18 protein-coding genes and 3 pseudogenes are annotated in these 24,670 nt (G+C 49.3%); 4 read left to right on the forward strand and 17 right to left on the reverse strand.

Annotated features, from left to right (window positions below; genetic code table 11):
* Nucleotides 1-515: 515 nt before the first annotated feature.
* A complete protein-coding gene (gene ahr / locus DSM2777_RS08190) occupies nucleotides 516-1,535 on the forward strand; it encodes an NADPH-dependent aldehyde reductase Ahr (RefSeq protein ID WP_040044383.1) in 1,020 nt (339 codons plus the stop codon).
* Between the two features lie 55 nt (nucleotides 1,536-1,590).
* On the opposite strand, the gene DSM2777_RS08195 is transcribed toward ahr, so the two are convergent.
* Nucleotides 1,591-2,778 (reverse strand): MFS transporter, encoded by a 1,188-nt coding sequence (locus DSM2777_RS08195; protein ID WP_061553643.1) that lies wholly within the window; start codon nucleotides 2,776-2,778, stop codon nucleotides 1,591-1,593.
* 99 nt (nucleotides 2,779-2,877) lie between these two features.
* Between DSM2777_RS08195 and DSM2777_RS08200 the strand changes: the two genes are divergently transcribed.
* Complete coding sequence (locus DSM2777_RS08200) at nucleotides 2,878-3,591, forward strand: MurR/RpiR family transcriptional regulator (RefSeq protein ID WP_061553644.1); 714 nt, start codon at nucleotides 2,878-2,880, stop codon at nucleotides 3,589-3,591.
* A 42-nt stretch (nucleotides 3,592-3,633) separates the two neighbouring features.
* On the opposite strand, the gene DSM2777_RS08205 is transcribed toward DSM2777_RS08200, so the two are convergent.
* A complete protein-coding gene (locus tag DSM2777_RS08205) occupies nucleotides 3,634-5,013 on the reverse strand; it encodes a family 4 glycosyl hydrolase (protein WP_061553645.1) in 1,380 nt (459 codons plus the stop codon).
* A 13-nt stretch (nucleotides 5,014-5,026) separates the two neighbouring features.
* Nucleotides 5,027-6,598 carry a PTS transporter subunit EIIC gene (locus DSM2777_RS08210; protein ID WP_061553646.1) on the reverse strand — a complete coding sequence of 524 codons (1,572 nt, stop codon included), beginning with the start codon at nucleotides 6,596-6,598 and terminating at the stop codon, nucleotides 5,027-5,029.
* Nucleotides 6,599-6,881: 283 nt separating this feature from the next.
* Between DSM2777_RS08210 and DSM2777_RS08215 the strand changes: the two genes are divergently transcribed.
* Nucleotides 6,882-7,202 (forward strand): YnfA family protein, encoded by a 321-nt coding sequence (locus DSM2777_RS08215; RefSeq protein ID WP_346222046.1) that lies wholly within the window; start codon nucleotides 6,882-6,884, stop codon nucleotides 7,200-7,202.
* A gap of 68 nt (nucleotides 7,203-7,270) precedes the next feature.
* Here DSM2777_RS08215 and DSM2777_RS08220 read toward each other — a convergent pair.
* The 6 genes and pseudogenes from DSM2777_RS08220 to exbB all read right to left on the reverse strand — a co-directional run bounded on the left by DSM2777_RS08220 (nucleotide 7,271) and on the right by exbB (nucleotide 14,880).
* A pseudogene (locus tag DSM2777_RS08220) lies at nucleotides 7,271-9,534 on the reverse strand (TonB-dependent receptor domain-containing protein).
* A gap of 53 nt (nucleotides 9,535-9,587) precedes the next feature.
* Nucleotides 9,588-11,681, reverse strand: coding sequence for a S9 family peptidase (locus tag DSM2777_RS08230; RefSeq protein WP_061555357.1), 2,094 nt, complete (start codon nucleotides 11,679-11,681; stop codon nucleotides 9,588-9,590).
* A 141-nt stretch (nucleotides 11,682-11,822) separates the two neighbouring features.
* Nucleotides 11,823-12,605 (reverse strand): TonB family protein, encoded by a 783-nt coding sequence (locus tag DSM2777_RS08235; RefSeq protein ID WP_061553648.1) that lies wholly within the window; start codon nucleotides 12,603-12,605, stop codon nucleotides 11,823-11,825.
* 10 nt (nucleotides 12,606-12,615) lie between these two features.
* Entirely contained in the window at nucleotides 12,616-13,497 is an 882-nt protein-coding gene (locus tag DSM2777_RS08240) for a ChaN family lipoprotein (RefSeq protein WP_061553649.1), read from the reverse strand.
* A 77-nt stretch (nucleotides 13,498-13,574) separates the two neighbouring features.
* Nucleotides 13,575-14,009 (reverse strand): TonB system transport protein ExbD, encoded by a 435-nt coding sequence (exbD, locus tag DSM2777_RS08245; RefSeq protein WP_061553650.1) that lies wholly within the window; start codon nucleotides 14,007-14,009, stop codon nucleotides 13,575-13,577.
* A 4-nt stretch (nucleotides 14,010-14,013) separates the two neighbouring features.
* Nucleotides 14,014-14,880, reverse strand: a complete 867-nt coding sequence (gene exbB / locus DSM2777_RS08250) for a tonB-system energizer ExbB (RefSeq protein ID WP_074399223.1) — start codon at nucleotides 14,878-14,880, stop codon at nucleotides 14,014-14,016.
* A 475-nt stretch (nucleotides 14,881-15,355) separates the two neighbouring features.
* Between exbB and yddG the strand changes: the two genes are divergently transcribed.
* Nucleotides 15,356-16,267 carry an aromatic amino acid DMT transporter YddG gene (gene yddG, locus DSM2777_RS08255; protein ID WP_046458317.1) on the forward strand — a complete coding sequence of 304 codons (912 nt, stop codon included), beginning with the start codon at nucleotides 15,356-15,358 and terminating at the stop codon, nucleotides 16,265-16,267.
* Nucleotides 16,268-16,333: 66 nt separating this feature from the next.
* Here yddG and DSM2777_RS08260 read toward each other — a convergent pair whose 3' ends face one another.
* The 8 genes and pseudogenes from DSM2777_RS08260 to DSM2777_RS08295 all read right to left on the reverse strand — a co-directional run bounded on the left by DSM2777_RS08260 (nucleotide 16,334) and on the right by DSM2777_RS08295 (nucleotide 24,663).
* Entirely contained in the window at nucleotides 16,334-16,846 is a 513-nt protein-coding gene (locus DSM2777_RS08260) for a 4-hydroxyphenylacetate 3-monooxygenase reductase subunit (protein ID WP_061553651.1), read from the reverse strand.
* A 19-nt stretch (nucleotides 16,847-16,865) separates the two neighbouring features.
* Nucleotides 16,866-18,428: pseudogene (gene hpaB / locus DSM2777_RS08265) on the reverse strand (4-hydroxyphenylacetate 3-monooxygenase, oxygenase component).
* Between the two features lie 209 nt (nucleotides 18,429-18,637).
* Nucleotides 18,638-19,525 carry a 4-hydroxyphenylacetate catabolism regulatory protein HpaA gene (gene hpaA, locus DSM2777_RS08270; RefSeq protein WP_046458316.1) on the reverse strand — a complete coding sequence of 296 codons (888 nt, stop codon included), beginning with the start codon at nucleotides 19,523-19,525 and terminating at the stop codon, nucleotides 18,638-18,640.
* Nucleotides 19,526-19,680: 155 nt separating this feature from the next.
* Nucleotides 19,681-21,057, reverse strand: coding sequence for a 4-hydroxyphenylacetate permease (hpaX, locus tag DSM2777_RS08275; protein ID WP_061553652.1), 1,377 nt, complete (start codon nucleotides 21,055-21,057; stop codon nucleotides 19,681-19,683).
* 23 nt (nucleotides 21,058-21,080) lie between these two features.
* On the reverse strand, nucleotides 21,081-21,884 hold the full coding sequence (gene hpaI / locus DSM2777_RS08280) for a 4-hydroxy-2-oxoheptanedioate aldolase (RefSeq protein WP_061553653.1): 804 nt from the start codon (nucleotides 21,882-21,884) through the stop codon (nucleotides 21,081-21,083).
* 10 nt (nucleotides 21,885-21,894) lie between these two features.
* Nucleotides 21,895-22,698 (reverse strand): annotated as a pseudogene (hpaH, locus tag DSM2777_RS08285) (2-oxo-hept-4-ene-1,7-dioate hydratase).
* 25 nt (nucleotides 22,699-22,723) lie between these two features.
* Entirely contained in the window at nucleotides 22,724-24,202 is a 1,479-nt protein-coding gene (locus tag DSM2777_RS08290; protein ID WP_061553654.1) for an NAD-dependent succinate-semialdehyde dehydrogenase, read from the reverse strand.
* Nucleotides 24,203-24,279: 77 nt separating this feature from the next.
* A complete protein-coding gene (locus DSM2777_RS08295; RefSeq protein ID WP_046458312.1) occupies nucleotides 24,280-24,663 on the reverse strand; it encodes a 5-carboxymethyl-2-hydroxymuconate Delta-isomerase in 384 nt (127 codons plus the stop codon).
* Nucleotides 24,664-24,670: the final 7 nt, after the last annotated feature.

The raw sequence follows: 24,670 nt of genomic DNA on the forward strand, positions 1-24,670 counted from the left end.
CGGGCATGGATTCATATACAGTGCAGCCTGAGCAGTAGCGTGAAATGTATCTATTATGGTAGTTGATAATGAGATATTTTACACGGCTACAGGCGTGTGATGAGAGCGGGAAATCATCATGGTTACTGTTGTGATTGAATGAGGTTGCGAATAAAAAAATCAGTGGCTTGCATAAACATAGAATCAATAATAAAAAAGCTAAAACCTTATAAAATATGCAGCCTTTAATCATGACTAAGTGCAATTTGGATTGGCTTAAAATATATGATGCCAATAAAGAACATGTTCTCTTTTGGGGGGAATTAATGTTTTCCGAACGCTAATGAGTGACAAGATGTTGGCTTGTATTAGCTCCATTACTCAAACACGCCGCCATGAATATTCTTAGACGTTTTATCTCTGTGCGTACTCGATGTGTGATTTTTAAATTTGCACGGTAAAACTGCCTGCGCAATGTATCGATTTTCATTCGGGTGGCGTAGTCTTGAGTGGGTACTTTCTCAGAGGTCATCAACATGTCAAAAATCAAAAGCTATGCTGCGCTGAAACCCGGAGCAGATCTGGAACTTTATGAGTATGACGCTGGTGCGTTACAGCCAGACGACGTTGAGGTTAAGGTTGAATACTGCGGTATCTGTCATTCAGATCTATCGATGATCGATAACGAGTGGGGATTCTCTGACTATCCTCTGATTGCAGGTCATGAAGTGGTAGGGCATATCCATGCGCTGGGTGATGCTGCAAAAAATAAAGGCCTGAAAGTCGGCCAGCGTGTGGGTGTGGGCTGGACGGCAAACAGCTGTCAGCACTGCGATGCATGTATTAGCGGCAACCAAATTAACTGCCAAAACGGTAGCGTGCCGACCATCATGAATAAAGGTGGTTTTGCCGACAAGCTGCGTTGTAACTGGCAATGGGCTATTCCGCTGCCAGATGATATCGATATGGCAACGGCTGGACCGATGCTTTGCGGCGGTATCACGGTGTTTAAACCGCTATTGATGCATCACATTACCGCAACCAGCAAAGTTGGCGTGATTGGCATTGGCGGTCTGGGTCATATCGCCATTAAATTGCTCCATGCCATGGGCTGTGAAGTGACGGCATTTAGTTCTAATCCAGCGAAAGAGCAGGAAGTTTTAGCCATGGGGGCCGATCGTGTGGTCAATAGCCGCGATCCTCAGGCGTTGAACGCATTGGCAAAACAGTTTGATTTGATCATCAATACCGTCAATGTGTCACTAGACTGGCTGCCGTACTTTGAAGCATTAACCTACGGTGGTCATTTCCATACGGTGGGTGCCGTAATGAAACCGCTCGAAGTGCCTGCGTTTACGCTGATCGGCGGCGATCGGAGTATTTCTGGTTCGGCAACGGGCTCTCCAAATGAGCTGCGTAAGCTCATGAAGTTTGCGGCACGAACAAAAGTTGCACCAACGACCGAGCTATACCCAATGTCGCAAATTAACCAAGCGTTGAAACATGTGCGTGAAGGCAAAGCTCGCTACCGTGTGGTGCTTAAAGCCGATTTCTAATTGCTATTATCTTAGCCACGGGCTTTATCCTGTGGCTAAAAACTAGTGCTAATATTTACTCTAAAACAGAAATAGGCGATGAAGCAGATTTGAGGTGTTTGACTCCCCAACATGCTAACAAGATATAAAGTGCTAATGGCAGTAAAAAGCTAAAGCGCAGTGTCAGAATATCAATCATTAACGCTTGAATATAAGGAATAATCGCGCCCCCAATCCCGGCCATAATCAATACGCCAGCCGCGAAATTTGCGCTATGAGGCACCGTTGCCATGCTTTGGCTAAAAATAATAGGGTACATAATCGAGTTGGCAAAGCCTATTAACAGCAGCAAATAGCCACCTATTGCGTTGTTTAATAGAATGGATAACACAATGAGGAGTGCGGAGATTAACGTCACTGTCAGAAATGCAAATTTTAAACTGATCCGATGGGCAAATACGCCAAAGATAAAACGACCTATTAATGCGCCACCCCAATACAGCGAAATTAATGATATTGCGGTTTCTGTATTCCATTTTCCAATGGTTGATAGATAATTGATGGTGTTCGTTCCTAATGATACCTCCACGCCAACATAGATAAATATCGCCGCCACAGAATAAATAAATTTCCTATTACACCATAGCGATGATGGATATTTTGCCGTTTTTGTATTTTGGGCAATATCCGGCAGTTTGATTAAAATTGTTATTGTGAATAGTCCCGCCGAAAAGAGGGCTAAGACAAGCCAAATCCATTTTATTGGCTCGTTATGATTAACATAATCAATCGGCGATGCGCGTAATGCTAAGGCAATCAGCAGTGGTGCTAGCGTGGTGCCTAATGAGTTAACGGCAGAGGCTAAGGTGAGGTTGCCTACGCGTTTATGTTCTTGGCTGAGCAGCGTGAGATAAGGGTTAGCGACAACCTGCATGGCAGCAACGCCGGTTGCAATCACGAATACGGCAAACAGGGCACCGATAATCGAATAATATCCCAGCGCTAGGCTTAACAGCCCACAGCCGCTCATTGTGAGAAGCAAGGCGCTGCGTAAGAGAGTGCGGTAACCAAATAATGCGATAAGTTTGGAGCAGGGTAGGCAAGTCAAAAAGGGGGCAATATAAAACAGAACATTTACGAGCATCGCCTGAGGCCATGAAAGCTGAAAGTAGTGATAAAAAAATAAAATTAATGTGCTGTTGAAAGCCGTTATTAATCCCCATAAAAAGAATGTTGCGCCAACGGTCGTAAGATGTTTTTTCATATCCCTATTTTCCATTGCGAAGTGAAATAAATTTGACTGATTACTCAGTTATTAATAAATGCCTGTGTTAATATCAAATTTGCTTAACAGGGGCTTATCATGGATATTCAAAATCTATTTCGTAATATTAAACTGAGCAATATTGAAATTGGTGTTCTTCAATATATACAGGCCAATCCTGAACTATGTATTCAGCAAGGGATACGCAGCGTTGCTGAGAAGTGCTGTAGTAATCCCTCATCATTGGTTCGTTTAGCCAAAAAGCTTGAGTTTAGCGGCTGGCTTGAGATGGTTTACTTTATTAAGTTTAACATCACGCTGCCGAAGCTCGATGTTACCAACGATGTTGATTTCATGAATATTCAACCGCCAGAGAAAGTGGATATCCTGCTAGAAAGGCTACAAAACGAACGGATCCTGATCCACGGTAGCGGTTTTTCGCAGCTTATTGCCCAATATATTTATAACAAGTTTTTGGTTACCGGCGTCAACGCCAGCTTAGCGCTATGGCCAGACTATGAAATTCTGGAACAAAAGAATGCCAATAAATTCGATTCGATTTGGTTAATCTCTAAATCGGGTCGGAGTTCATCGGCATTAAGCTGGGTAAAGGCATTAGAGAATAAAAACATTAACCTTGTTTGCTTTACCGGCGATCATCAAAGCCCGTTAGCACAGGCTGCGGACCTGTCATTTATTATTCACGATCCACAAAAATATGATGATGATATTTATTGGTCCAATCCGTTCTTTGGCTACTGCATTCTCGGGTTCGAACATCTTTTGAAACTGTGGTTTATGCAGAAGAAATAATAAAGGGCGTCCTGCGACGCCCCAGAATTTCAATGCTGGGATCTAGTGCCAGTTTTTAAACTGTGGGCCCTGCAAATAGGCGGAAACCAGCTTTTCAGCCAATGACCACGACCCAACCAACGGATGTGCCATTAATGCCTTAACCGCGAGCGTTCTGTCCTGATTCAAAATGGCCTGTACCGCGAGACGTTCATACTCTTTCACGCAGGAAATCATATTTTTCTGCGCCTCTGGTACATGAATCGGCTTAACCGGTTTTAATCCCTCTTTGCTGAGATCGCAGCTGATTTCAATAACATCGTCCGGATGCAGGAAATCCAGCGTATCGTTGTTGGAAAGCGATACCACAATACGCTTAGTGGTATTGCTGTTGACGGCTTCGAGAATATCTAAAGCAACGCCCGCGTAGCCGCCGCTGTCGGGTTCTTCGATGAATTGCTGCAGCGTCAAAGGTTCCCTGGTGTGGAATTTTTCCTGCTGAGATTCATTTTGCATGTAGCTATTTTCACGACGTAGATAATGCTTCATCCAAATATCAAACGCGGTGGCTGGGTTTTCTTTAACGTCGATGCGGCTAAGCTCTTCACGCATATCATGGTTAATACGTGCGATTTGTTCGCCTCGTGTTTCACCTGAATCTTGAATAGCTTTTAGCGCCTCTTCTTTATAGTAATAATAATATAAGTATTCATTTAACAGCTGGTTATCACACAGACGTACTAATTCTGGTGAGAAGTATTGCATGGCCGTTTTTTTATACAGCTCAGGCGAATTAACCAATTGTTCGGTCACATCCTCTCCGCGCACGGTGAAATGCGTGAACCAAGAGAAATGATTGAGCCCATAGCACTCAACCTGCAGTTCACTTTCGTCGCAGCTAAGAATGTCAGGTAGTTCACGGATCAGCTCTGATGGTGCATCGCAGATACCGTACACGCGGCGTTTAAAGCCCGATTTGATAATTGCTTCGGTGACTAAGCCTGATGGATTGGTAAAGTTAAATAAGATGGCATCGGGTGCCGCATGTGCTTCGATTAATTTGCAGTAGTCCAAAATAGCGGGAATAGAGCGCATGGCCATGGCAAAACCACCTGCACCGGTTGTTTCCTGGCCTAAGGTATTGTGGTCCAGCGCAATGCGCTCGTCATGAATACGGCTTTCATCGCCACCGACGCGCAGTGTGGTAATCACATAGTTGGCGTCTTGTAAGGCCGAGACGGGTTCGGTGGTTAAGCTAAATTCAATATCAGGGCGAATAGTATTAAATATATAACGCGCAATTTCGCCAAAGATGGTCAGGTTCTGAGCCGAATTATCCAGAAAAACGACCTGTTTTAATCCGATACGGTGGGCATTATAAGCCAGAGATTTTGCCAGAAATGCGGAACGTACTCCGCCGCCACCTAATACTGTTAGTTTCATATGTACTCCCAATTTAATTATTAGCCAGCCAGGTATCAACTTTCGAGCGTACTTGTCCAACTTTGACACCGTAAATAACCTGAACTTCATTGCTATTACGTACCACGCCGTTCGCACCGGTTGCTTTTAAAGCAGCGTCATCGACGATAGTTAAATCATGAATAGCCACGCGTAAACGGGTAAAGCAATTATCGACAGAAATAATGTTATGTTTTCCACCGAGTCCTTTAATAATTTCATCGGCCTGTGAGCCCGTGTTTCTCTTTTCCTGCTGAACTTTTTCTTGATAGTCTTTTTTGTTATACAGCTTCACATCATCATCGTCTTCGCGACCCGGTGTTTTAAGCTTTAATTTCACAACCACGGTGCGGAATATCACGTAATAAGCAACAAACTGTCCGATGCCAATCACGATATAAAGCGGCCAGCGTGTCAGCGAAACGGGGAGCGGTAGGTTATAGGCTAAAAACTCAATTAATCCTGATGCGCCCCATGGTCTAACCTGTAGCAGATCGCAAATAGCCTGTGATGCTGCGGTCAATGTGGCGTGAATAACCCACAGAAGCGGTGAGATAAACAGGAATGTAAATTCAATAGGTTCAGTAATTCCGGTCAGAATTGAGGTAATAATGGCCGGTAATAAAACGGCTTTCGCGAGCATTTTCTTTTCTGGCTTCGCGGTGTGATAAAACGCCAGCGCAGCGCCAGACAGACCGAAAATAGTGGTCATGCCTTGCTGAGAGAAACGCAGAGCATCGTTCATCACCGGTGTTAAATCGGGATGGCGCATATACGCAAGGAAGATGGCCTGAGTGCCTGAAACCGTCTGCCCATCCACCGTCAATGAACCGCCGATTTGCGTGAGCTGGAATGGTGACCAGACGAAATGGTGTAGGCCGGTAGGAATTAAGAATTTCTCGAAGAAACCATAAACAAATACCCCAGCAACGCCTGCGTTTTTCATAAAGCCGGTTAACGCCGCAATACCGTGGGTCATAAATGGCCAGAACCAGGTGAAAGCCATGGCGTAGATAATCACAACCGGCGTCATGGCGATAAGCGTTAGCTTTGCGCCGCCATACATTGATAACGCGCCAGGGAGTTCTATTTGCGAGACTTTATTGTGTACCCATGCAATGGTGCAGCCGAGAATAATACCGAGGAATATCCCCATATCAACAACCACAAACCCTAATATTTGAGTTTGTCCTGTTCCGTAATATTCGCCGTTTATTTTATTAGCAATGCCGTGGGTATATTCCAACCAAGAGTGGTTGGCACCTAAAAACATAATGAAGCACATAACGGAAACTAAGGCGACTTCCGTTTTTTTGTCCTTTGCTAATCCATAGCTAATACCGACGCAAAAGAGTAAGCCTAAATTACCAAACAGTGGCCAGAACGTGTCTCCTAATAACTGACCAAGTTGATGAAGAAAGCTCGTTTCAGAAATAAGCGTTGGGTTAGTTAAAATTGAACTTAATGCCAGAATTAAACCTATGACTGGCAAAAACAGCACTGCACCGATCATCGCCCTAGAGAATTTTTGCATACTCTCCAGAGTACGTTGCCGTATTCTAGACATAGCTGTTCCTTTATTATTAGTAGGGGGTGTTTGTTATAATAAATTCACTTCCAGTGATGACGTTATAGCAATGGCCTTGGCGAAAAGAAACACGTTGCGAAAAATAGGTACAAATAGCCACAAAATGCATACCTGTTTCAAATTAATGCGTTAAAGGCCTTTATAATAGTGCGGCTAATCAGTTGGGAGAAATGGATGAGACGTGGATCAAATATATTTTTCAGGGCAAAATAGGTTAACTGCCTTGTGTATCACGACTTTTGGTAAAAATACCCTAATGTTAATTGTTAAAGCATTCTTATTATTTAGCCTGACGGCAGTTGCAGAGATCGTGGGGTGCTATCTGCCTTATTTGGTTTTGAAGCAACATAAGCCGCTATGGTTATTGCTGCCGGCTGCGTTGAGTTTGGTTATTTTTGCTTGGTTACTGACCTTACATCCCACGGCGGCGGGTCGAACCTATGCGGCCTACGGTGGCGTATACATTGGCGTTGCGTTACTTTGGCTGCGCTTTGTTGACGGTGTTGAATTAACCCGTTGGGATATGGTTGGTGCCTGCGTTGCGTTGATAGGTATGGCGGTAATTGTTCTGCAACCTTCATAATAAATGAGAGGGTTGTATGGTGAAATTAATGCCGTCATGCCGAAATATTCAGCATGACGGCGTAGTGATTAGAAGCGAATTTCCCCACCAAAGATATAAGTTCTGCCGCGTGCCGTATTGGCCGCGGTGCTGTCATCCCCCTGCATTGGCATCATATTGAGTTTATTCAATGCCTCAGAATAGTTTTTATTCATCAGGTTTTGTACGCTGAGTTTGAGCATCACGTTGCGGTTGATCTCATAAGTGCTGTAGAGATCGATGATGGTTGGGATCTGTGGGAGATCTTCCTTCACCACTGCGCCGGTTTTCTCGTCAAAATCAAAGTTAGGCGATAGGCGACGTGATTTTCCGGTGTATTTAATAATGCTGCCAACGGTTAATGAATTGTCTAGGAATCTGACACCGGTATCGAGCGTCATATATTTTCTTGGCAGCTCGGTAATATCCCCTGCGCCAAAATAGGTGCTGGCAATCGACGTTGGTTGGTCGGTGTGTTGCTGGCTATAAGCCAAACGCGCAAATGCGTAGCCCGCGTCGTAATCCATTTCTAATTCGAAACCGTGAGCACGTACCAGTGATTGGGAGTTCACGTAGATGTACATATTGTCGGTGTAGTCGCTAACGTCGGCCCAGTCATTGGCGTTAACTTCGGTCATATTACATTTACGTCCGTTGGTGCAGACCAGATATGACTCACTGAATATGTAGTTTTTAATCTTGCTACGATAGACCAAGGCTTTTAAGCGCAGTAAATCTTCATCAACCAATAGGCTGTGAGCCTTAATATTAAAACCGGCCTGATAGGTTTCGGCACTTTCTGGTTTTAAGAACGGGTTCATTGACGCGCCGCCGGAGTTCGAGAAAAACATCTCCTGAATATTGGGGGCACGCATTGATTTGCTGTAGCTTACGAACGGCTGGAGCCACGGCGTTACCTGTGCAGAGAGCTCTACAGAAGGATTATAACCACTCTCTTTTTGATCAACATTGTATTCACCCTGTGGAATACAGATAACCCGTGGATCGCAGGCGGGCTTGAAGCCGCTAATCTTATTCTGAGTGTAGTTAAGATTAAAATTAGCCTGATAGATTCCGCGCTTTATCTCAAGGCCGGTATACAGCGCTGAAATATCCTGATCGCCCGACGGGGCAAAAGGATTGTTTTCAATTGATTCTTGCGAAGACTGTGGATCGCCAGCGTTGGATTTGATCAGTTTGTCATAGCGGGTACGCATCAGTTTGCTGCCGATGGTAAAGGCCAGATCGTTATTACCCCGCGTGAAGCGGCTGGTGTTATTCACATCCAGCGCATTAGAACGGTTACGCGCTGACGTGCTATAAAACGTGTACAACGATCCGTCTTGATATTTTTGGTCGCTGCGGCCGGTACTCGCTGTGACGTTGAAATCAATTAATTCAGAAAACGGCGTGTAGTGATACTTGATGTAATAATCGTCGCTGGTGATATCGCGGCGTGAAAACTTATTTTGATAAGTTCGGGCGGAGAGTTCAAAGCTATTAAACTCATTCGGTTTGATATCCATTTTATACAGCTGTGACTTTGGATTCTGTTTCATGAATTCGTCGTAGCCGAACTCTTCGCTATTAATTCCATCGCCGTTGTTAAAGTTGGAATAGACCGAGCTGCCGCTGATTGCGGCCATGGCACCAAAACTGCCGGTGTCTGTGAAAGCATCGGTTTTCCCTGCGGCGGCAATCATTCCGCTGCGCCCAATGCCGTTGCTACCGACGGAAAAGCGTGAGCGCACGCCGAAAGGATTTCCAGCAAACACCACGTCATCAACGCCAATCGTGCGCAGATTGGCACTGCCCGCGAGGGCGTTTACCCCTGAAGAACCGCTGCTGTCGCCGCGAGTCACGTCAACGCCAACGAGGAAGTTGGGGTCGATAAGCACGCCAGCCTGACTGTTGGTAGAACCGTGCACGGCGGTGCCGGAGGTTGAAGTGCCGTAAAAGCTTTGCGTGATGCCATCGACCATGGTGTTTACGCGGCCAAAACCGCTCATCCCACGGATATTCACGCTAACCGAGCCTTGGCCGGGATCGATTTGGGTATAGGTCCCGGGCATGCTGCGTAACGTTGCGTCGAGAGATTCTAAGTTTTTATTGGTGTCGCGTGAGCTGACGGCCCCTGTTTTTCCAAGGCTTCTTGCTCGCTGGTTATTTTACCGGCCGAGACATTGAGTGGAGAAAATACCGCCGAGCCTTTTTTGTCTCCGCTGCTTTCTTCACTGGCTTGTTGTGCGTAACTGCTTGCGCTGAGCAATAGCATGCCCGAGCCGATCACGCCGGCTATTTTATTGAGTTTCATATGTCCCCTTAAAGGTATTAACAGTCTATTTTTATTTTCTTTGCTCGGTTATCTCAGCGTTGATTATCTACGGCCAGAATAAAGTTATATTCCAGCGCGGTATTTTCTACTCGCTTGAGCCGACCTGATTTACCGCCGTGTCCTGCCTGCATATTGGTCAGTAATAATAGTTTTCCGGTTCCTAATTGATTCTCTCGCAGTTTGGCAATCCATTTTGCAGGCTCCCAATATTGCACCTGCGAATCGTTGAGGCCGGTGGTCACTAATAAGTTGGGATAGCGCATAGGCTTTATATTGTCGTAGGGGCTGTAGGCCTTCATTTGCTGATAATCTGCCAGCCGATGTGGATTTCCCCACTCATCATATTCACCGAGCGTGAGGGGAAGGGTGTCATCAAGCATGGTGGTGACGACGTCGACAAAAGGAACCTGTGCAACAATGGCGTTAAATAGCTCCGGCTGTTGGTTCATGACCGCGCCAACCAATAACCCTCCGGCGCTGCCGCCCATGGCATACAGCCGACCGGGCTGACCAAAACCGCGTTCCACCAAGCCGCGTGTTGCATCGATAAAATCATTGAAACTGTTGGGCTTATTCGCCAGTTTTCCCTGTTCATACCATTGCTGACCGAGCTCGCCACCGCCGCGAACGTGGATCATGGCGAAAACGAAACCGCGATCCAGCAGGCTAAGACGATTTGCGCTGAAGGCGGGATCCATGCTCATACCGTAGGCGCCGTAGCCATAAACCAGTAACGGGCTTTGTTTGGCCTTGAACATTTTTTTGTTGTAAACCAACGACACCGGTACTTTCACACCGTCGCGTGCGGTGATCCACATTCGCTCGCTGTGATAGTCCTGTGGCTGCGTGTTTTTAACTTCCTGACGCTTAAGCAGCGTGCGTTTGCCGCTGGATAAATCCCATTCGTAGGTGCTCGTTGGCGTCGTCATCGACGAATAACCGTAGCGTAAACGATCGGACTGTGGCTCAGGGTTATAGCCTAACCATGCCATATGGCTGGCATCGTCGAAGGGCAAGGTGTCTTCGGCGTGAGATTTCCAGTTGATTTTGCGTATCTGGCTCAGGCCATCACTGCGTTCAGCTACGACTAGCCAATCTTTGAATAAGGTAAAACCTTCGATCATTTTATTAGGCTGCGGGGCAACTAAAGGCTGCCATGAATGACCCATCGCGTTGGTTTGGTATAAACCAAAATTGGCATTTTCACGGTTGGAGCGCAGATAAAACGTGTCGTTGAAGTGATCCAGATAATATTCAACGTTTGGCTGGCGTGCGGTAAATAATACGGGCGGCGCATCCGCTTGGTCAGCATCTAATAAACGCACCTCAGACGACGTGTTGGCGCTTAGGGTTATCAGCAAGTAGCGGTTAGATGCCGAGCGTGACAGGCTAAGATAAAAACCACCGTCGTTTTCCTGATAAACCAGTTGGTCTTGTGCCAGCGGCGTGCCAACGCGGTGGCGGTAAACCTGATACGGCACCAGCGTTTGTGGATGATTGCGGACATAAAATAGGGTACGTCCATCATTTGACCACAGCATATTGCCAGATGTGTTTTCGATAACGTCGCTGAGCCACTGTCCGTTGTGTAAATTCCGCAGCGAAATGCGGTATTGGCGTCGGCCTTGGGTATCTTCGGCAGCGGCCATCATCTGATTATCTTGGCTAATCTCCAGACCGCCTAAGCGATAGTAAGCTTGGCCTGCCGCACGCAGATTTCCATCAATCAGTGTTTGCCACACGGCGCAGCCCGCCAGCGGCTGGCGCTGAGTCACGGCAAAATTTTTACCTGACAGATACACGTCTTGGTAGCGATAACCGTTACGTTGGTAAGGCACCGAGCGATCTTCAGGGCTCATGCGGCCGACCATCTCGCGATATAGGGCGTCGTACTGCGCGGAGTACGGTTTTAACACCGCGTTGGCATAACGGTTTTCATCTTGCAAATAGCGCAAAACTTTTGGGTTGGCGCGGCTCTCATCGCGCAGCCAAAAATAGTTGTCGATACGTCGATCGCCATGTTCGATAAGCGCTTTGGGGATTTTCTGCGCCTGCGGCGGCTGTAGATTGGCCGCTAGTGGCTCAGGAGAAAATAATTCAGCAGCAGATACGTGCCAAGAGCACATCGCCGTGAGCGTCATTAATAACAAAAGTTTTTGCCACAATTCACGCATGGTGCGTCCTTTTGGTTTTTTGGGCGAATAGCGTGCCCTGCCAGAAAATTTCAGCATGAAAATAAGTGATTTATTAGTGCCAGCCGCGATGACTTACTGCTGTTTTAATTCCGCTAAATCAAAGTTGATCGGCATTCTTACGCTATAAAGTCCGCCGTTTAATATTTCCGCCGGTGGTTTGGGTAGCGGCTGGGCTCGCTCTAAAACTTCGACCGCTTCACGATCCAACGAAATGGTGCCGGATGAGGCGTAGAGCTGATTACCCTGCACGAAACCTGCCGCATTTACGGTGAACGTTACCACTGCGAGACCAGTACGGGCGCGTCGGCGGGCATCAAGGGGATACTTTTTGTATCGGTTTAGATGACCCTTAACCAAGCTTTCCCACGAGACTCTTTCGCTATTACGCTTGGTGGCATCGCTGTTGAACGGTGCCGCAATGTTTGGTGATAGCGTATTTGCCTGAGGTGCTGCGTTGCTGGCTATAGCGGCATGGCTGGCATCGCTGGTTTGATCTTTAATCTTATTGATCGGGCGCGGCTTTTTCTTTTCCCCGTCAGCCGACTTTTTCTGTTTCGCCACCTCAATGACGGCTTCTTTGGCTACCACCACCTTTGGCTGCGCTTTATCCTTAACCTGTTGTTTTTCCTCTGCTGCCGCCGACTGCTGTTGCGCGATGCCAATCGGCAACGGCGTCGGGGAGGCCGGTGCTTGGATGGTTTCAGACCATTGCAGCATTACCGCCGGAGGGGGCTCATAGAGCGGTGTGGCATCCGATGGATGCCAAACTAATGCTGCTAAAAGTGTGCCATGAACCGCCAGCGCGAAGATAAACCAGCGGCCCCATTTAGGCTGTGCGTTATAGAGAATATCCATAGTGGTTTACTTACTGCTCAGTTTTTGGCTGAGGGACGTACCAAACGTAATCAGCCTGCGCCAAGGTAATATTCATACCTGTCTCAGCCAGCATCAAAACGATCGGGCGCGATGAAGGGGCGAGATCTTGCATATGCAGCGGAGCGCCCATGGTTTTCGCTGCGTGGTAGCCACCGGCAATCAGCATGGCTGGTGCTGGAGCTGCAAGTAGCTGCTGCGCCATAAACCGATCGCGCTGCTGTTGAATGGCGAGCATTGCTTTTAACTGCGTGGGTTCGATTTTCCCATCATGCATCGTGACGATGGTTTCACGAATCGCGTTTTGTACCTGTGGTGCGGTGGAGATTTTCCCAGCAGGAAGCTGTGGGTTTTTATATAAAGACTGCACCTGTTCGCGGGAGAGGTTCGCCACCAGCAGAGGATAGGGGGCACGCAGGGTTTGCATCACTACGCCGTGATACATCTCCCAAGGCCAGCCTTGTTGCCAGTTTATCAAGGTCTGAATACGACCTTCGCGCACCATCGGATCGTCTTTTAACCATTTTTTGAGCTGATCGACGCGCGGCTGTTGATCGATGGTCAGCATTTCTAGCAGTACGCTGCCCTGTGGGCGCTGCTGAGGAAGATTTTTGATTAACCACATTTCAATCAGGTGATGCTGCGCGTTATCGTGTTTTTCTCCGACGATAAGCCGTGGCTGCGGTGCGACACGCGTGAGTAACTCCTGGCTGGTTAGGGTTTCACCGTTGTGCAAATCGATGATGGTGCCCAAGGTGTTTACATCGTTCAACGCGGATGCGCGTGATGGTCGAGTCAATGTTGGTTGGCTGCATGCACTGAGTGCTAATGTGGCTAATATAATCAGAGACTTAAGGCTAAATAGTGTGCTCATGTCTTTGGCCTAAAGGCGGCCGCTTGGCCGCTATATCATAAAATGTTTAATAACGAGTAGGGGTTGCTCAACGCAGGTTAGGGCGCGACCGATTCCATACTGACTAATCCCACCTTGAGATAACCCGCCGTGCGCAGCGTATCCATCACCGTCATTAGTGTGGCGTAGTCCACCGCTTTGTCTGCTTGCAGAAAAATGGTGGTGTCCTTGTCTGCTTTGGTTTGCTCATTGAGCTGCTCGCTGAGCTGATCGCTGGTGGTTAGCGCATCACCGAGATAAAGCTGTTTATCTGCTTTAATGGTCAGATAGACCGGCTTATCTGGGCGTGGCTGCGGCTGGGCCGAGGATGCCGGTAAGTTCACGCGAATATCGACGGTAGCCAGCGGCGCGGCGACCATAAAAATAATCAGCAAGACCAGCATGACGTCGATAAAAGGCGTGACGTTGATGTCGTGAATCTCACGGCTTTCAGCGGATTCGCCAGCGGAATAATCATGAATGTGCAGTGCCATACCGCTATTCCACCTGCTTTTGGGGCGCGTTGAGGTCCAGATCGCGGCTTAGCAGCAACAGAATTTGTGCGGCTGCATCTCCCACCTGTGCGCGATGTTCGTTAATCATGCGGCTGAACAGGTTGTAAATCACCACGGCTGGGATCGCGGCAATCAGCCCCATAGCGGTAGCCAGTAGCGCTTCGGCGATGCCCGGCGCAACGACGGCCAGATTGGTCGTTTGCGAGTGCGCAATGCCGATAAAACTATTCATGATGCCCCAGACGGTGCCGAATAAGCCGATAAACGGTGCAACGGCACCAATGGTGGCGAGATAGCCGTTGCCTTTGGCAAGCTGACGGCCATAGGCCGCAACGCGACGATCGAGGCGGAAATTGGTTCGGTCTTTAATACCGTTGAGATCGGATGCGTGTGCTGAAAGCTGTTTTTCATCCTGAGCATCGCGTAATAGGGCTGCGCTTATGCTGTTCTCGGCGAAGGACTGCGATAATTCACAGGCCGTGGATAAAGAATTAGATGGAAACAGTAAGCGATATTCGCGACGTAATTGTTGTTTAGCGCGTAGCAGCGCAATGCTTTTGGCAAATAAGATGGTCCAAGTGATAACGGATATAACGATTAATCCAATCATCACGCTTTTCACCACAATATCAGCCTGCTGATACATGCCAAAAATAGAAAGATCCAGCGATGAAATTCCACCGGTAGAAACGTTTTGAACGGTGCTTGCCTGCTCGCTAATAAGGGGGGCTGCGCCGGAATATCCAGCTATACCAAAGCTCAGGAATAGCGCCAGAGATTGTTTTAGCATCCTGCTGAACTTGCCGTTAAAAAGGGTGAACTGTGCTAAAAAGTTTTCCGCTAATGCCATGCGGAGCCTCCGTTTTATTTTTTTCATTGGATTGAACTGCATTTATTGCGGACAGGATGCTAGCAAAGATTTAGATCAAATGATACTCATTATCATTCTCATTTAATTAGGTGGGTAATTATTTTTACAATTAAGAATAAATTTAGGTTAATTAATCATTTTGGCGTCTAAGTCTATTTTTCTAAGTCGTATAAATTGTATGGATATTGTCTTTTTGTGGCTTGCTCTTTGGGTGAAAATAAATTTTCAATTTAACATATTGTGCTTAATACCTTTTTTCCCTGAGGTTAGACGATAAATCGGCTGATTTTATGTGTGCCACTGCACCGCCGTTTATGGCTATTTAGATAATATCCATGCTGATGTTGTTGGATTTATCTAACTGAATACGTGAGAATGCTTAACTTGAGCCGCCCAATCAGCGCTATCTTTTTGGGCCAAATTTTTCTCTCTCTTTTATTCACTGCGAGGCAGTATGGATAGCAGTAGCAGAACGAAAGCAAACGCCTGTGGGATCTTGGCCATCTTGCTTTGGAGCACCATCGTTGGCCTTATTCGTAACGTTAGCGAAGGCGTTGGGCCAGTGGCAGGTGCCGCATTGATCTATACGGCGGGTTCTATATTTCTTTTCATTCTGTTGGGTTCTCCCAAACTGCGAGCCTTTAAACCGGTTTATTTGTTAGCTGGGGGCGCTTTGTTTGCCAGCTATGAAGTCTGCCTCTCTTTGGCGCTGGGTTATGCCACCACGCGAGCCCAGTCGATTGAAGTTTCGGTGATTAACTATTTATGGCCGAGTTTTACCGTGCTGCTCTCTTTTTTATGCAGCGGTGGTCGGTTAAAAATCAGTTTATTGCTGGGCGTGTTGCTGTCTTTATTAGGCGTAACGGTGGTGATAAGCGGCGGTTCATTAGCCTCACTTTCTGGAATGGCTGAGAATATCGTTGCTCATCCGGTTAGCTATGTATTGGCCTTTGTTGGCGCTATCCTGTGGGCGGTGTATTGCGTTGTGACGAATAAATACGCCAACGGACAAAATGCAGCGGCGCTGTTCTTCGCGCTCACCGCCGTCTGTTTGTGGATTAAATGGTTATTAGGCGGAGCTGAGAGTTTTACTATCTCTTTGCACAGCGCGTTTTATATCGCGATGGCCGGTGCGGCGATGGGCTTTGGTTACGCCGCGTGGAATATCGGTATGATTCGCGGGGATATTAATCTACTCGCGACGCTCTCTTATTTCACGCCTATTCTTTCGGCGTTATTTGCCTCGCTAATTTTATCTTCTTTGCTGCCGCCAACGTTCTGGCTAGGTGTTTGCGCCGTTACCGCAGGTGCTATTATTTGTTGGCTGTCGACCAAGCCGAAGCGGGTGAGTAAAACAGCTAAATAACAGGCCAAAAAAAGCCAAGCAAACGTGATGTTGCTTGGCTCAATATGTGATTAGCCTAGGGTGAGTTTATACCGCGACGGCTTCGAGCATCACCGGATGAAAATGGCGCTTGAAGTAAATCAGCCCGTGGCCTGCTTCACTTAGCGTAATCTGCTTGATCTGCACCAAATACACCAGATGTGTGCCAATAGTTTGCACCTGTTCAATTTCACCTTCGAGGCTGGCTAAGGTTCCGCGCAGCATCGGTTGGCCGAGCATGCCTTTGGTCCAGATATCCCAGCTAAAGCGTTCTTCCATGCTGGTTCCCGTCATCCCCGCAAAATGTCGTGCCATTAGCTCTTGCTCATGGCTCAGAACGTTGACGCAGAGTTTGCCGTTCTCCTGAAAAACAGGGTTCATCGCGCTGTTACTGTTGATGCATACCATCAGCGACGGCGGTGTATCCGTTACCGAGCAAACGGCGGTGGCGGTGATCCCACAGCGACCTGCAGGGCCATCGGTGGTGACGATGTTGACCGCAGCCGATAGGCTGGACATGGCATCACGGAAACGTAGACGGTGTTCATTTTCTAAAGACATGCTGGCCTCCCGCTACTGGTTATTTCAGCAGCTTGTCTAACATATTAATATCGTTGTTATTGTGCAGGTGTGGAACGGTCCAACCGTGCTGGTCATATTCCGACAGACAGCGATCCACCATAGCCATCATGCGATCCATATTGCCGGAGGTTTGTGCCTGACGCAGACATTGCAGACGGATTTCATCTTGGCTGCCTGAGTAGTTGATTTCATAAAGCTCATGACGACCGCCGAACTCACTGCCGATGGCGTCCCACATCAGTTTTAAAATCTTGATGCGTTCAACGTGATCCATGCCGTTTGAGCCGCGTACATAGCGGGCGAGATATTTATCTATCTCTGGATTGTTGAGATCGCGCGCGCTGGAGGGCAGATAAATCAGGCCGCTGGTGACGTTGCGCTCGATAATGTTTTTGATTTTGGCATAGGCCATTGGAGCCATGACGCGGTAGGTTTGTAGCGCGGCGTGATCGGGTAAATAAGCGCCGTTTACCCACGGAGTGGCTTCTGAACACATTGAATCGCTCAGCGCCCAAAACATATTGCGCCACGCGACGACTTCACCGAGATCGGCCTATACGCCGCGGAACTCAGAAGTTCCGGTACATTCCAGACTCTTTTTCAACAACGCGGTGATGAAGTCGAGCTTAACCGCCAAGCGCACACAGGCTTGAAGGGGATACATGCGCGCAAAGCCACCTTCCATTGTCCAACGGCGACAGCGGTCGAAGTCACGATAGATCAGCACGTTCTCCCATGGAATGAGGACCTTATCCATCACCAGAATCGCATCGTTTTCGTCGAAGCGGCTAGAGAGCGGATAGTCGTAAGGAGAGCCGGTTGCGCCAGCCACCATTTCGTAAGAGGCGCGTGAAATGAGTTTCACGCCGTCGGCGTCCATCGGTGCGACAAACATCAGCGCGAAATCCGGGTTTTCACCCATGACCTGAGCAGAACCAAAACCGATCATGTTGTAGTGAGTGAGCGCCGAGTTGGTGGCCACTACCTTGGCACCGCTGACGATAATGCCGGCATCGGTTTCTTTTTCGAGTTTGATATAGACGTCTTTCACTTCGTCAGCGGGCTTGTGGCGATCGATTGGCGGGTTGACGATGGCATGGTTGAAATAGAGCCCGGTTTCCTGAATACGCTGATACCAGTGACGGGCGTTGGCTTCAAACTGCCCATAAAATGCCGGGTTTGCACCTAATGCGCTGCCAAATGCGGCTTTGTAATCAGGGGTGCGCCCCATCCAGCCATAGCTTAATCGTGACCATTCAGCGATAGCATCGCGCTGCTGGCGTAAATCATCGCTGCTTTTCGCAAAGCGGAAGAATTTGTGGGTGTAGCCGCCGCTGCCGGTGTCGGTTCCCCAGCACAGTTTGTCTTGCATCTCTGGTTTGTGCAGCGCGTCATAAAGTTGGCCTACCGACGCCGCCGCGTTGCGAAATGCGGGGTGAGTGGTGACATCTTTGACTCGCTCGCCGTAGATGTAGATCTCACGGCCATCTTGCAGGCTTTTTAGGTACTCTTCACCGGTTAACGGGCGTTTGGCGTCGGCACGGAAATCTTCAGGTTTCATGTTTACCTCACAGTAGGGTCAGAATCCAAGAACGTCCTTCTGAAAGGCGTTCACTGGCTGTTTGTTAATTTATTGTTTTATTTTTGTTTCTTAATTGAAGCGTTTAAACAGGCTTTCGGGAAGATACTTTTGAGGTAATCACTGGTACTTTTCAGGCGGGAGTGGCGGTTTGTTGGAAGAATGTGATCCAGCACAAATTTTGTACTGGATCAGTGTGAAACGGCGATCTGTTCAGCACGGTAGGCGCTGGGCGAACAGCCCACTAACCGATTAAAAAAACGGGCAAAATAAGCGGGATCTTTGAATCCAAGCTGATAAGCAATTTCACTCACGGCACTGTCGCTAAACAGTAGCAGGCGCTTGGCCTCGCGTAGCTGACGGTCGAAAATCAACCGCTTGGGAGGACGGTTGGCGAAGCGTCGACAGATGTCTGTCAGCCTCGATTCCGTAATTCCAAGCTTATTGGCATATTCCGGCACTGACCAATGCAGGCGGAAGTTTTCGTCGATAAGCTGGTTAAGGCGCTGGAAAACGCGCATTTCTCCGCGCATTCCGCTGGAGGATTGTTCATCGAGCGGAACATTTCGCAACAGTAGGGTGAAAACCGCCTGTGCCAAAAGTACCAGCGTATGTTCTCGTCCTCCTAACTCGCTGGTGGACTCGCGGGCAATCAGTGCCCAGTAGTGGTCTAACGCCGCTAATTCCTGAGGCTTATCGGCCAGTGATAGGCAAATGCCTGGCAGATCGAAAGCATCGCGTTTGCCTGGGTAAAGCACCTCCAGCAGCGGCCAAATCAGCTCTTGGCGAACGGTGAGCACATGGCCGTCGCTGTCTGGCTCGGTGAAAAATGCGTGTGGCACCGAGGGCGGTGTGAGAACAAACAGCGGTGCCTGCACCGAATAGCGGTGGTCGTCGAGCTGTAGCTCAATTTGGCCGGTATTCAGAAAGTGCATTTGGAAAAAACTGTCATGACGGTGCGGCTTCATATCCCGCCCAAAGAATGCCGCCATGCGGGCGAATGACTGGTAATGCACATCATCAGAGCCCTGCGTTTCGTCGTAGTCTTTACTGATGTCGATGTTGGTTATTTGGCTCATGGCTATTCCTTGATGGCGGTGACGCTAACCTCTAGAACCCCACCCCAGCCCTCCCCCTTAGCAGGGGAGGGCGCATAACGGAGACTTATTTTAATCACGAGTCTCGGTCAACCTCTCCCTTGTGTAGAACGGAGAGAGGGAGGGAGTTTTATATCCTACGGCGTTGCCCGTGGTCGTGATCCTTTCATCGGGATCAACCAGATAATGATCGCGCCCAGAATTAGCAGCCCTGCGACAAAGTAGAGCCCCGAATTGAAGTTTCCGGTTTGATCTTTAAGCCAGCCAATCAGCAGCGGACTCACCGCTGAACCAATGTTGCCAGTGGCATTGATTACCGCGATCCCAACCGCTCTGGCGCGCAGGCTGATCGACTGGTCGGGCGTTGTCCAGAAGATCGCCATCGCGCTAAATGAGCCCGTGGAGGCCATGATGATCCCCAATAGCTGGATCATGTTGTGATCGGTGGCGGAAGCCAGTAACCAACCGACGGCGGCGAACAAAAACGGCAACGCGGTATGGTGTTTTCGTTCCTGCATGCGGTCGGAGTGTTTGCTCCACCAAATCATTCCCGCGATGGTGCAAAACTGAGGAATAGCGGCGAGTAAACCGATCGTGATATTGCTGCTCGATTGGTTAAAACTCTGCATGATTTGGGGCGTCCAGATACTAATGGCGCTCAGCGTATTGGTGAGGCAGAAGTAAGCCAGCGTATACATCAGCACGATCGGGGTGAAAATTTCACGCCACATGCTTGGCCGCTGTAAGGCGTTGTGGCTAAGCGCTCCTTCAGGCTGTACTAACTGCAAATTATCGCTGCCCATCATCTCTTGCAGACAGTCTTTATCTTCCTGAGTTAGCCACTTGGCTTTCGACGGCTTATCGTCGAGGTAGTACCAAACGATGATGCCTAATAGCACCGAGGGGAAACCCTCCAGCAGAAATAGCCATTGCCAGCCTTTGAGGCTCAAAATGCCGTCGAGTGACAAAATATAGCCGGAAACCAGCGAGCCGAGCGCGGTGGTGACGGGCATGGCTATCATAAACAGCGCATTGGCTCTGGCGCGGAAATAGGCGGGGAACCAGTAGGTGAGATAAACCAAGATCCCTGGCAGGAAGCCCGCTTCGGTAATACCTACGATCATGCGCAGAACATATAAACTATGCGGTCCGGTGGCGAACATGGTTGCCGTTGACGCCAGCCCCCACAGCACCATGATCGTTGCGATCCAACGACGTGCGCCGACGATGCCCAGCATAATGTTGCTGGGAATGCCGAAAATCACATAGGTGGCATAGAACAGCGTGGTCGCGAGCCCAAACATAGTGGAGCTAAGGCCGAGATCTTTTCCCATCGTTAAACCGGCAAAACCGATATTGATACGATCGAGAAATGAAAATACAAACAGTACGAATAAAAACACGATCAGACGGCGGAAGAGTTTGTTGATAACCCGCTGCTGCTGTTCTGTAAGGTTTTTATGCCGATGGGCTGGCTCGACCTCGTTTGATACCGCTGATGTTGAATCGCTCATTTGCCTTTCCCCTCAGAATGAACTCAGTAAACGCCCGCGGTGGTCGGTGGCTCGTTGCCCTTGCCAAAACGTGCCGCCAGATTTTCAGCTGCGCGTGCCAGCAGGGTGGTATCAACGCCGACGGCAACAAACAGTGCGCCGAGCTGGAGATAGCGATCGGCAACCTCTGGCGATGCCATCAAGATCCCCGGTGCTTTGCCCGCGGCTTTAATCTGTAAAATCGCGTTTTCAATCGCGCTTTTAACTTCTGGGTGTTGAGGATTCCCCGCATATCCCATATCGGCACTCAGATCGGCAGGGCCGATGAATACCCCATCGATGCCTTCAACATCCAGAATATGTGGCAGGTTGCGTAAGGCTTCACGGGTTTCGATTTGCACCAAAACGCACATCTGTTCATTCGCCTGCTGTAGGTAGTCAGGAATACGATTCCAACGTGATGCCCGAGCGAGCGCGCTGCCAACGCCGCGGATCCCCTGTGGCGGATAACGGGTGGCGCGTACCGCCGCCAGTGCTTCGTCGGCATTTTGTACCATCGGGATCAGCAAGGTTTGTGCGCCAATGTCGAGCAGCTGTTTAATTTGTACCGCGTCATTCCATGAAGGACGTACTACGGGTTGGCTAGGGTAAGGCGCAATAGCCTGTAACTGGGTAAGCACGGTTTGTATGTTATTAGGCGCGTGCTCGCCGTCGATCAGTAGCCAGTCAAAACCGGCACCGGCTAGCAGCTCTGCGCTGTAGCTGCTGCACAGACCAAGCCATAAACCAATCTGTGGACGCCCTTCTTTGAGGGCCTGCTTAAAGCTGTTATGTAGGGTCGAGGACATAAGGTTTTCCTTATACAAAGCGGCAGCTAATGCAGCCCATATTGCCGTAATCCACGTGGAAGGTGTCGCCACGTCGGGCAGGGACTGGGCGGGTAAATGAGCCACCGAGAATGATTTGTCCGGCTTCGAGCTGCACATCGTGAGCGGCAAGCTTATTGGCCAACCATGCGACGCCGTTGGCCGGATGATTGAGCACGGCGGCGGCAACACCGGATTCTTCAATGACGCCGTTGCGATACATCAGCGCGCTGATCCAACGCAGATCTAATGCATCGGGTTTGATGGGGCGACCACCTAAAATCACGCCCGCGTTGGCGGCGTTATCGGAAATGGTGTCGAACACTTTGCGTGGACGTTGGCTATCCGGATCGATGTTGTGGCAACGCGCGTCAATGAGCTCCAGCGCTGGGATCACGTAGTCCGTCGCGTTATACACGTCAAACAGCGTGCAGTTTGGCCCACGCAGCGGCTTCGCCAGAACGAAGGCTAGCTCAACCTCAATGCGCGGCACGATAAATTTATCGATGGGAATATCGCTGCCGTCTTGAAAAAACATGTCATCAAGCAGTGCGCCGTAATCGGGCTCGCTGATCTGCTAGCTGGCCTGCATGGCTTTTGACGTCAAACCAATCTTATGGCCCTTGAGTACGCGGCCCTCGTGAATTTTGAGATCGACCCATTGACGCTGGATCGCGTAGGCGTCCTCAATGGTGATCTGTGGATGATCGAGCGATATCTGGCGGATCTGCTCACGGCTTTGCTCAGCCTGATGCAAGCGATGGGCGATCTGGCTTATTGTTTCTTTCGTTAACATTGCGTTATTTGCCGTCATAGGCACCTCAGTTGTTCTCAATTCCGCCAAAGCAGAGATATTTCACTTCCAGATAATCTTCGATTCCGTAGCGCGAACCTTCGCGCCCTAAACCCGATTGTTTAATCCCACCAAACGGCGCGACTTCGTTTGAAATCAGCCCTTCATTGATGCCAACCATTCCGCTTTCCAGCGCTTCGGCAACGCGATAAATACGTCCGATGTCGCGTGAGTAGAAGTAGGCGGCGAGTCCTGATTCAGTTTGATTCGCTAAGCGAATGGCGTCTGCTTCATCGCGAAAACGAAAGAGGGGAGCGACAGGGCCGAAGGTTTCTTCATGCGCAATGCGCATGGATTCGGTGACATGGTTGATAACGGTGGGCTGGAAAAAGAGTCCACCCAGCGCGTGTTGTTCCCCGCCGGTAAGAATGTGTGCGCCGTGCGAAACGGCGTCGCTGATGTGCGCCTGTACCTTTGCAATCGCCGCTGGGTTAATTAAAGGACCTTGCTGGGAAGCGGGTTCAATCGCAGGGCCAACGCGCAGCTCGCTAACGGCGCGGGTTAAACGCTGGGCAAATTCATCATAGATGCCGTCTTGCACCAGAATGCGGTTGGCGCACACACAGGTTTGCCCGCTGTTGCGAAACTTAGCAGCCAATGCGCCTTGGACTGCCGCATCAAGATCGGCGTCGTCAAAAACGATGAACGGCGCGTTGCCACCCAGCTCTAGTGAGAGCTTTTTCACCGTGGCGGCGCTTTGTTGCATCAGCAGCTTGCCAATGCGCGTAGAGCCGGTAAATGAGAGCTTCCGTACCGTTGAACTTTGCGTTAATACCTGACCAATCGCCGCTGCATCGGTGCCGGTGACGATGTTAAACACACCGGCGGGAATCCCTGCTTCATGTGCTAGAACGGCAAGGGCCAGCGCCGATAGCGGTGTTTCCGGCGCGGGTTTTAATACCACGGTGCAGCCCGCGGCCAGAGCGGGGGCAACTTTGCGTGTGATCATCGCGTTGGGGAAATTCCACGGCGTAATAGCGGCAACGACGCCGACGGGCTGCTTGATGGTGCTGATGCGCCGACCGGGTAAGGGGGAAGGAATGGTTTCGCCATAAACGCGTTTCCCCTCTTCGGCAAACCACTCGATAAAGCTGGCACCGTAGGCAATTTCGCCCATCGCCTCGGACTGGGGTTTTCCTTGCTCTAGGCTGAGCAATTCGGCCAGTTCGGCCTGATTTTGCATAATTAACTGAAACCAGCGTTGCAGCGTTTGGCTGCGTTGCTTTGCCGTTTGTTTACGCCATGCTGGCAGTGCATCGGCGGCTGCGCGAATGGCGGCTTCGGTTTCATGCGCGGATAGATCGCTGACTTCGGCAATGGTCTCGCCGTTTGCCGGATTGATGACCGCAAAAGTGCGGCCATCGGTGGCGCTTTGCCAGTGGCCATTAATGTAAGCTTGATGACGAAGCAGCTCACGCGGCGCGAGGGTGGTGAAAGGCGATGCCATGATGGATCCTTATTATTTTTATGATGTTGGCCGCTGATATTTCCCCTCTCTTCGAATGAGAGAGGGGCCGTTTTTAGCTAAGACTTGAACAGGGCATGCACGTTGTTTTGTTTGTAATTAAGCTGCGGGTGGAGCTCTTCAATTTCGAAAGAGAGCGCCAGATAGCGGCTTTCCATCAGCGCGGCGAAGTGCGTTTTGATGAGTTCAAACAGCATTTCACCGACCTGTTGGCGGCTTTCTAAACTGCGCCCCGAGCCAATCTTTAGCGTCATGTGCACGAAGGCATAGTCGTGTTTTCCATCCGCCATTTGCCATGTGTCTAGCCAGATGGCACGGCTGCGGATCCCGCCGATGGGAAAAATACCGGTGGCGGCAAGCGCGGCGTTAACCTTGGCAAATAAACCAGGGAGTTCGGCCTGCTCACGAATGTTGTCAGTACATTCAGCGTAGAAATGTGGCATGGCGTGA

It is taken from the genome of Obesumbacterium proteus (genome assembly GCF_001586165.1).
GTDB classification, from domain to species: domain Bacteria; phylum Pseudomonadota; class Gammaproteobacteria; order Enterobacterales; family Enterobacteriaceae; genus Hafnia; species Hafnia protea.

Coding starts and splice junctions, on each gene's coding strand:
- DSM2777_RS08235 (WP_061553648.1), bottom strand. CDS start 12,605: ATGGATATTCTCTATAACGCACAGCCTAAATGGGGCCGCTGGTTTATC.
- hpaI (WP_061553653.1), bottom strand. CDS start 21,884: ATGTCCTCGACCCTACATAACAGCTTTAAGCAGGCCCTCAAAGAAGGG.
- yddG (WP_046458317.1), top strand. CDS start 15,356: ATGGATAGCAGTAGCAGAACGAAAGCAAACGCCTGTGGGATCTTGGCC.
- DSM2777_RS08210 (WP_061553646.1), bottom strand. CDS start 6,598: ATGTCTAGAATACGGCAACGTACTCTGGAGAGTATGCAAAAATTCTCT.
- hpaX (WP_061553652.1), bottom strand. CDS start 21,057: ATGAGCGATTCAACATCAGCGGTATCAAACGAGGTCGAGCCAGCCCAT.
- hpaA (WP_046458316.1), bottom strand. CDS start 19,525: ATGAGCCAAATAACCAACATCGACATCAGTAAAGACTACGACGAAACG.
- ahr (WP_040044383.1), top strand. CDS start 516: ATGTCAAAAATCAAAAGCTATGCTGCGCTGAAACCCGGAGCAGATCTG.
- DSM2777_RS08295 (WP_046458312.1), bottom strand. CDS start 24,663: ATGCCACATTTCTACGCTGAATGTACTGACAACATTCGTGAGCAGGCC.
- DSM2777_RS08240 (WP_061553649.1), bottom strand. CDS start 13,497: ATGAGCACACTATTTAGCCTTAAGTCTCTGATTATATTAGCCACATTA.
- DSM2777_RS08200 (WP_061553644.1), top strand. CDS start 2,878: ATGGATATTCAAAATCTATTTCGTAATATTAAACTGAGCAATATTGAA.
- exbD (WP_061553650.1), bottom strand. CDS start 14,009: ATGGCACTGCACATTCATGATTATTCCGCTGGCGAATCCGCTGAAAGC.
- DSM2777_RS08230 (WP_061555357.1), bottom strand. CDS start 11,681: ATGTGCTCTTGGCACGTATCTGCTGCTGAATTATTTTCTCCTGAGCCA.
- exbB (WP_074399223.1), bottom strand. CDS start 14,880: ATGGCATTAGCGGAAAACTTTTTAGCACAGTTCACCCTTTTTAACGGC.
- DSM2777_RS08205 (WP_061553645.1), bottom strand. CDS start 5,013: ATGAAACTAACAGTATTAGGTGGCGGCGGAGTACGTTCCGCATTTCTG.
- DSM2777_RS08195 (WP_061553643.1), bottom strand. CDS start 2,778: ATGAAAAAACATCTTACGACCGTTGGCGCAACATTCTTTTTATGGGGA.
- DSM2777_RS08290 (WP_061553654.1), bottom strand. CDS start 24,202: ATGGCATCGCCTTTCACCACCCTCGCGCCGCGTGAGCTGCTTCGTCAT.
- DSM2777_RS08260 (WP_061553651.1), bottom strand. CDS start 16,846: ATGTCTTTAGAAAATGAACACCGTCTACGTTTCCGTGATGCCATGTCC.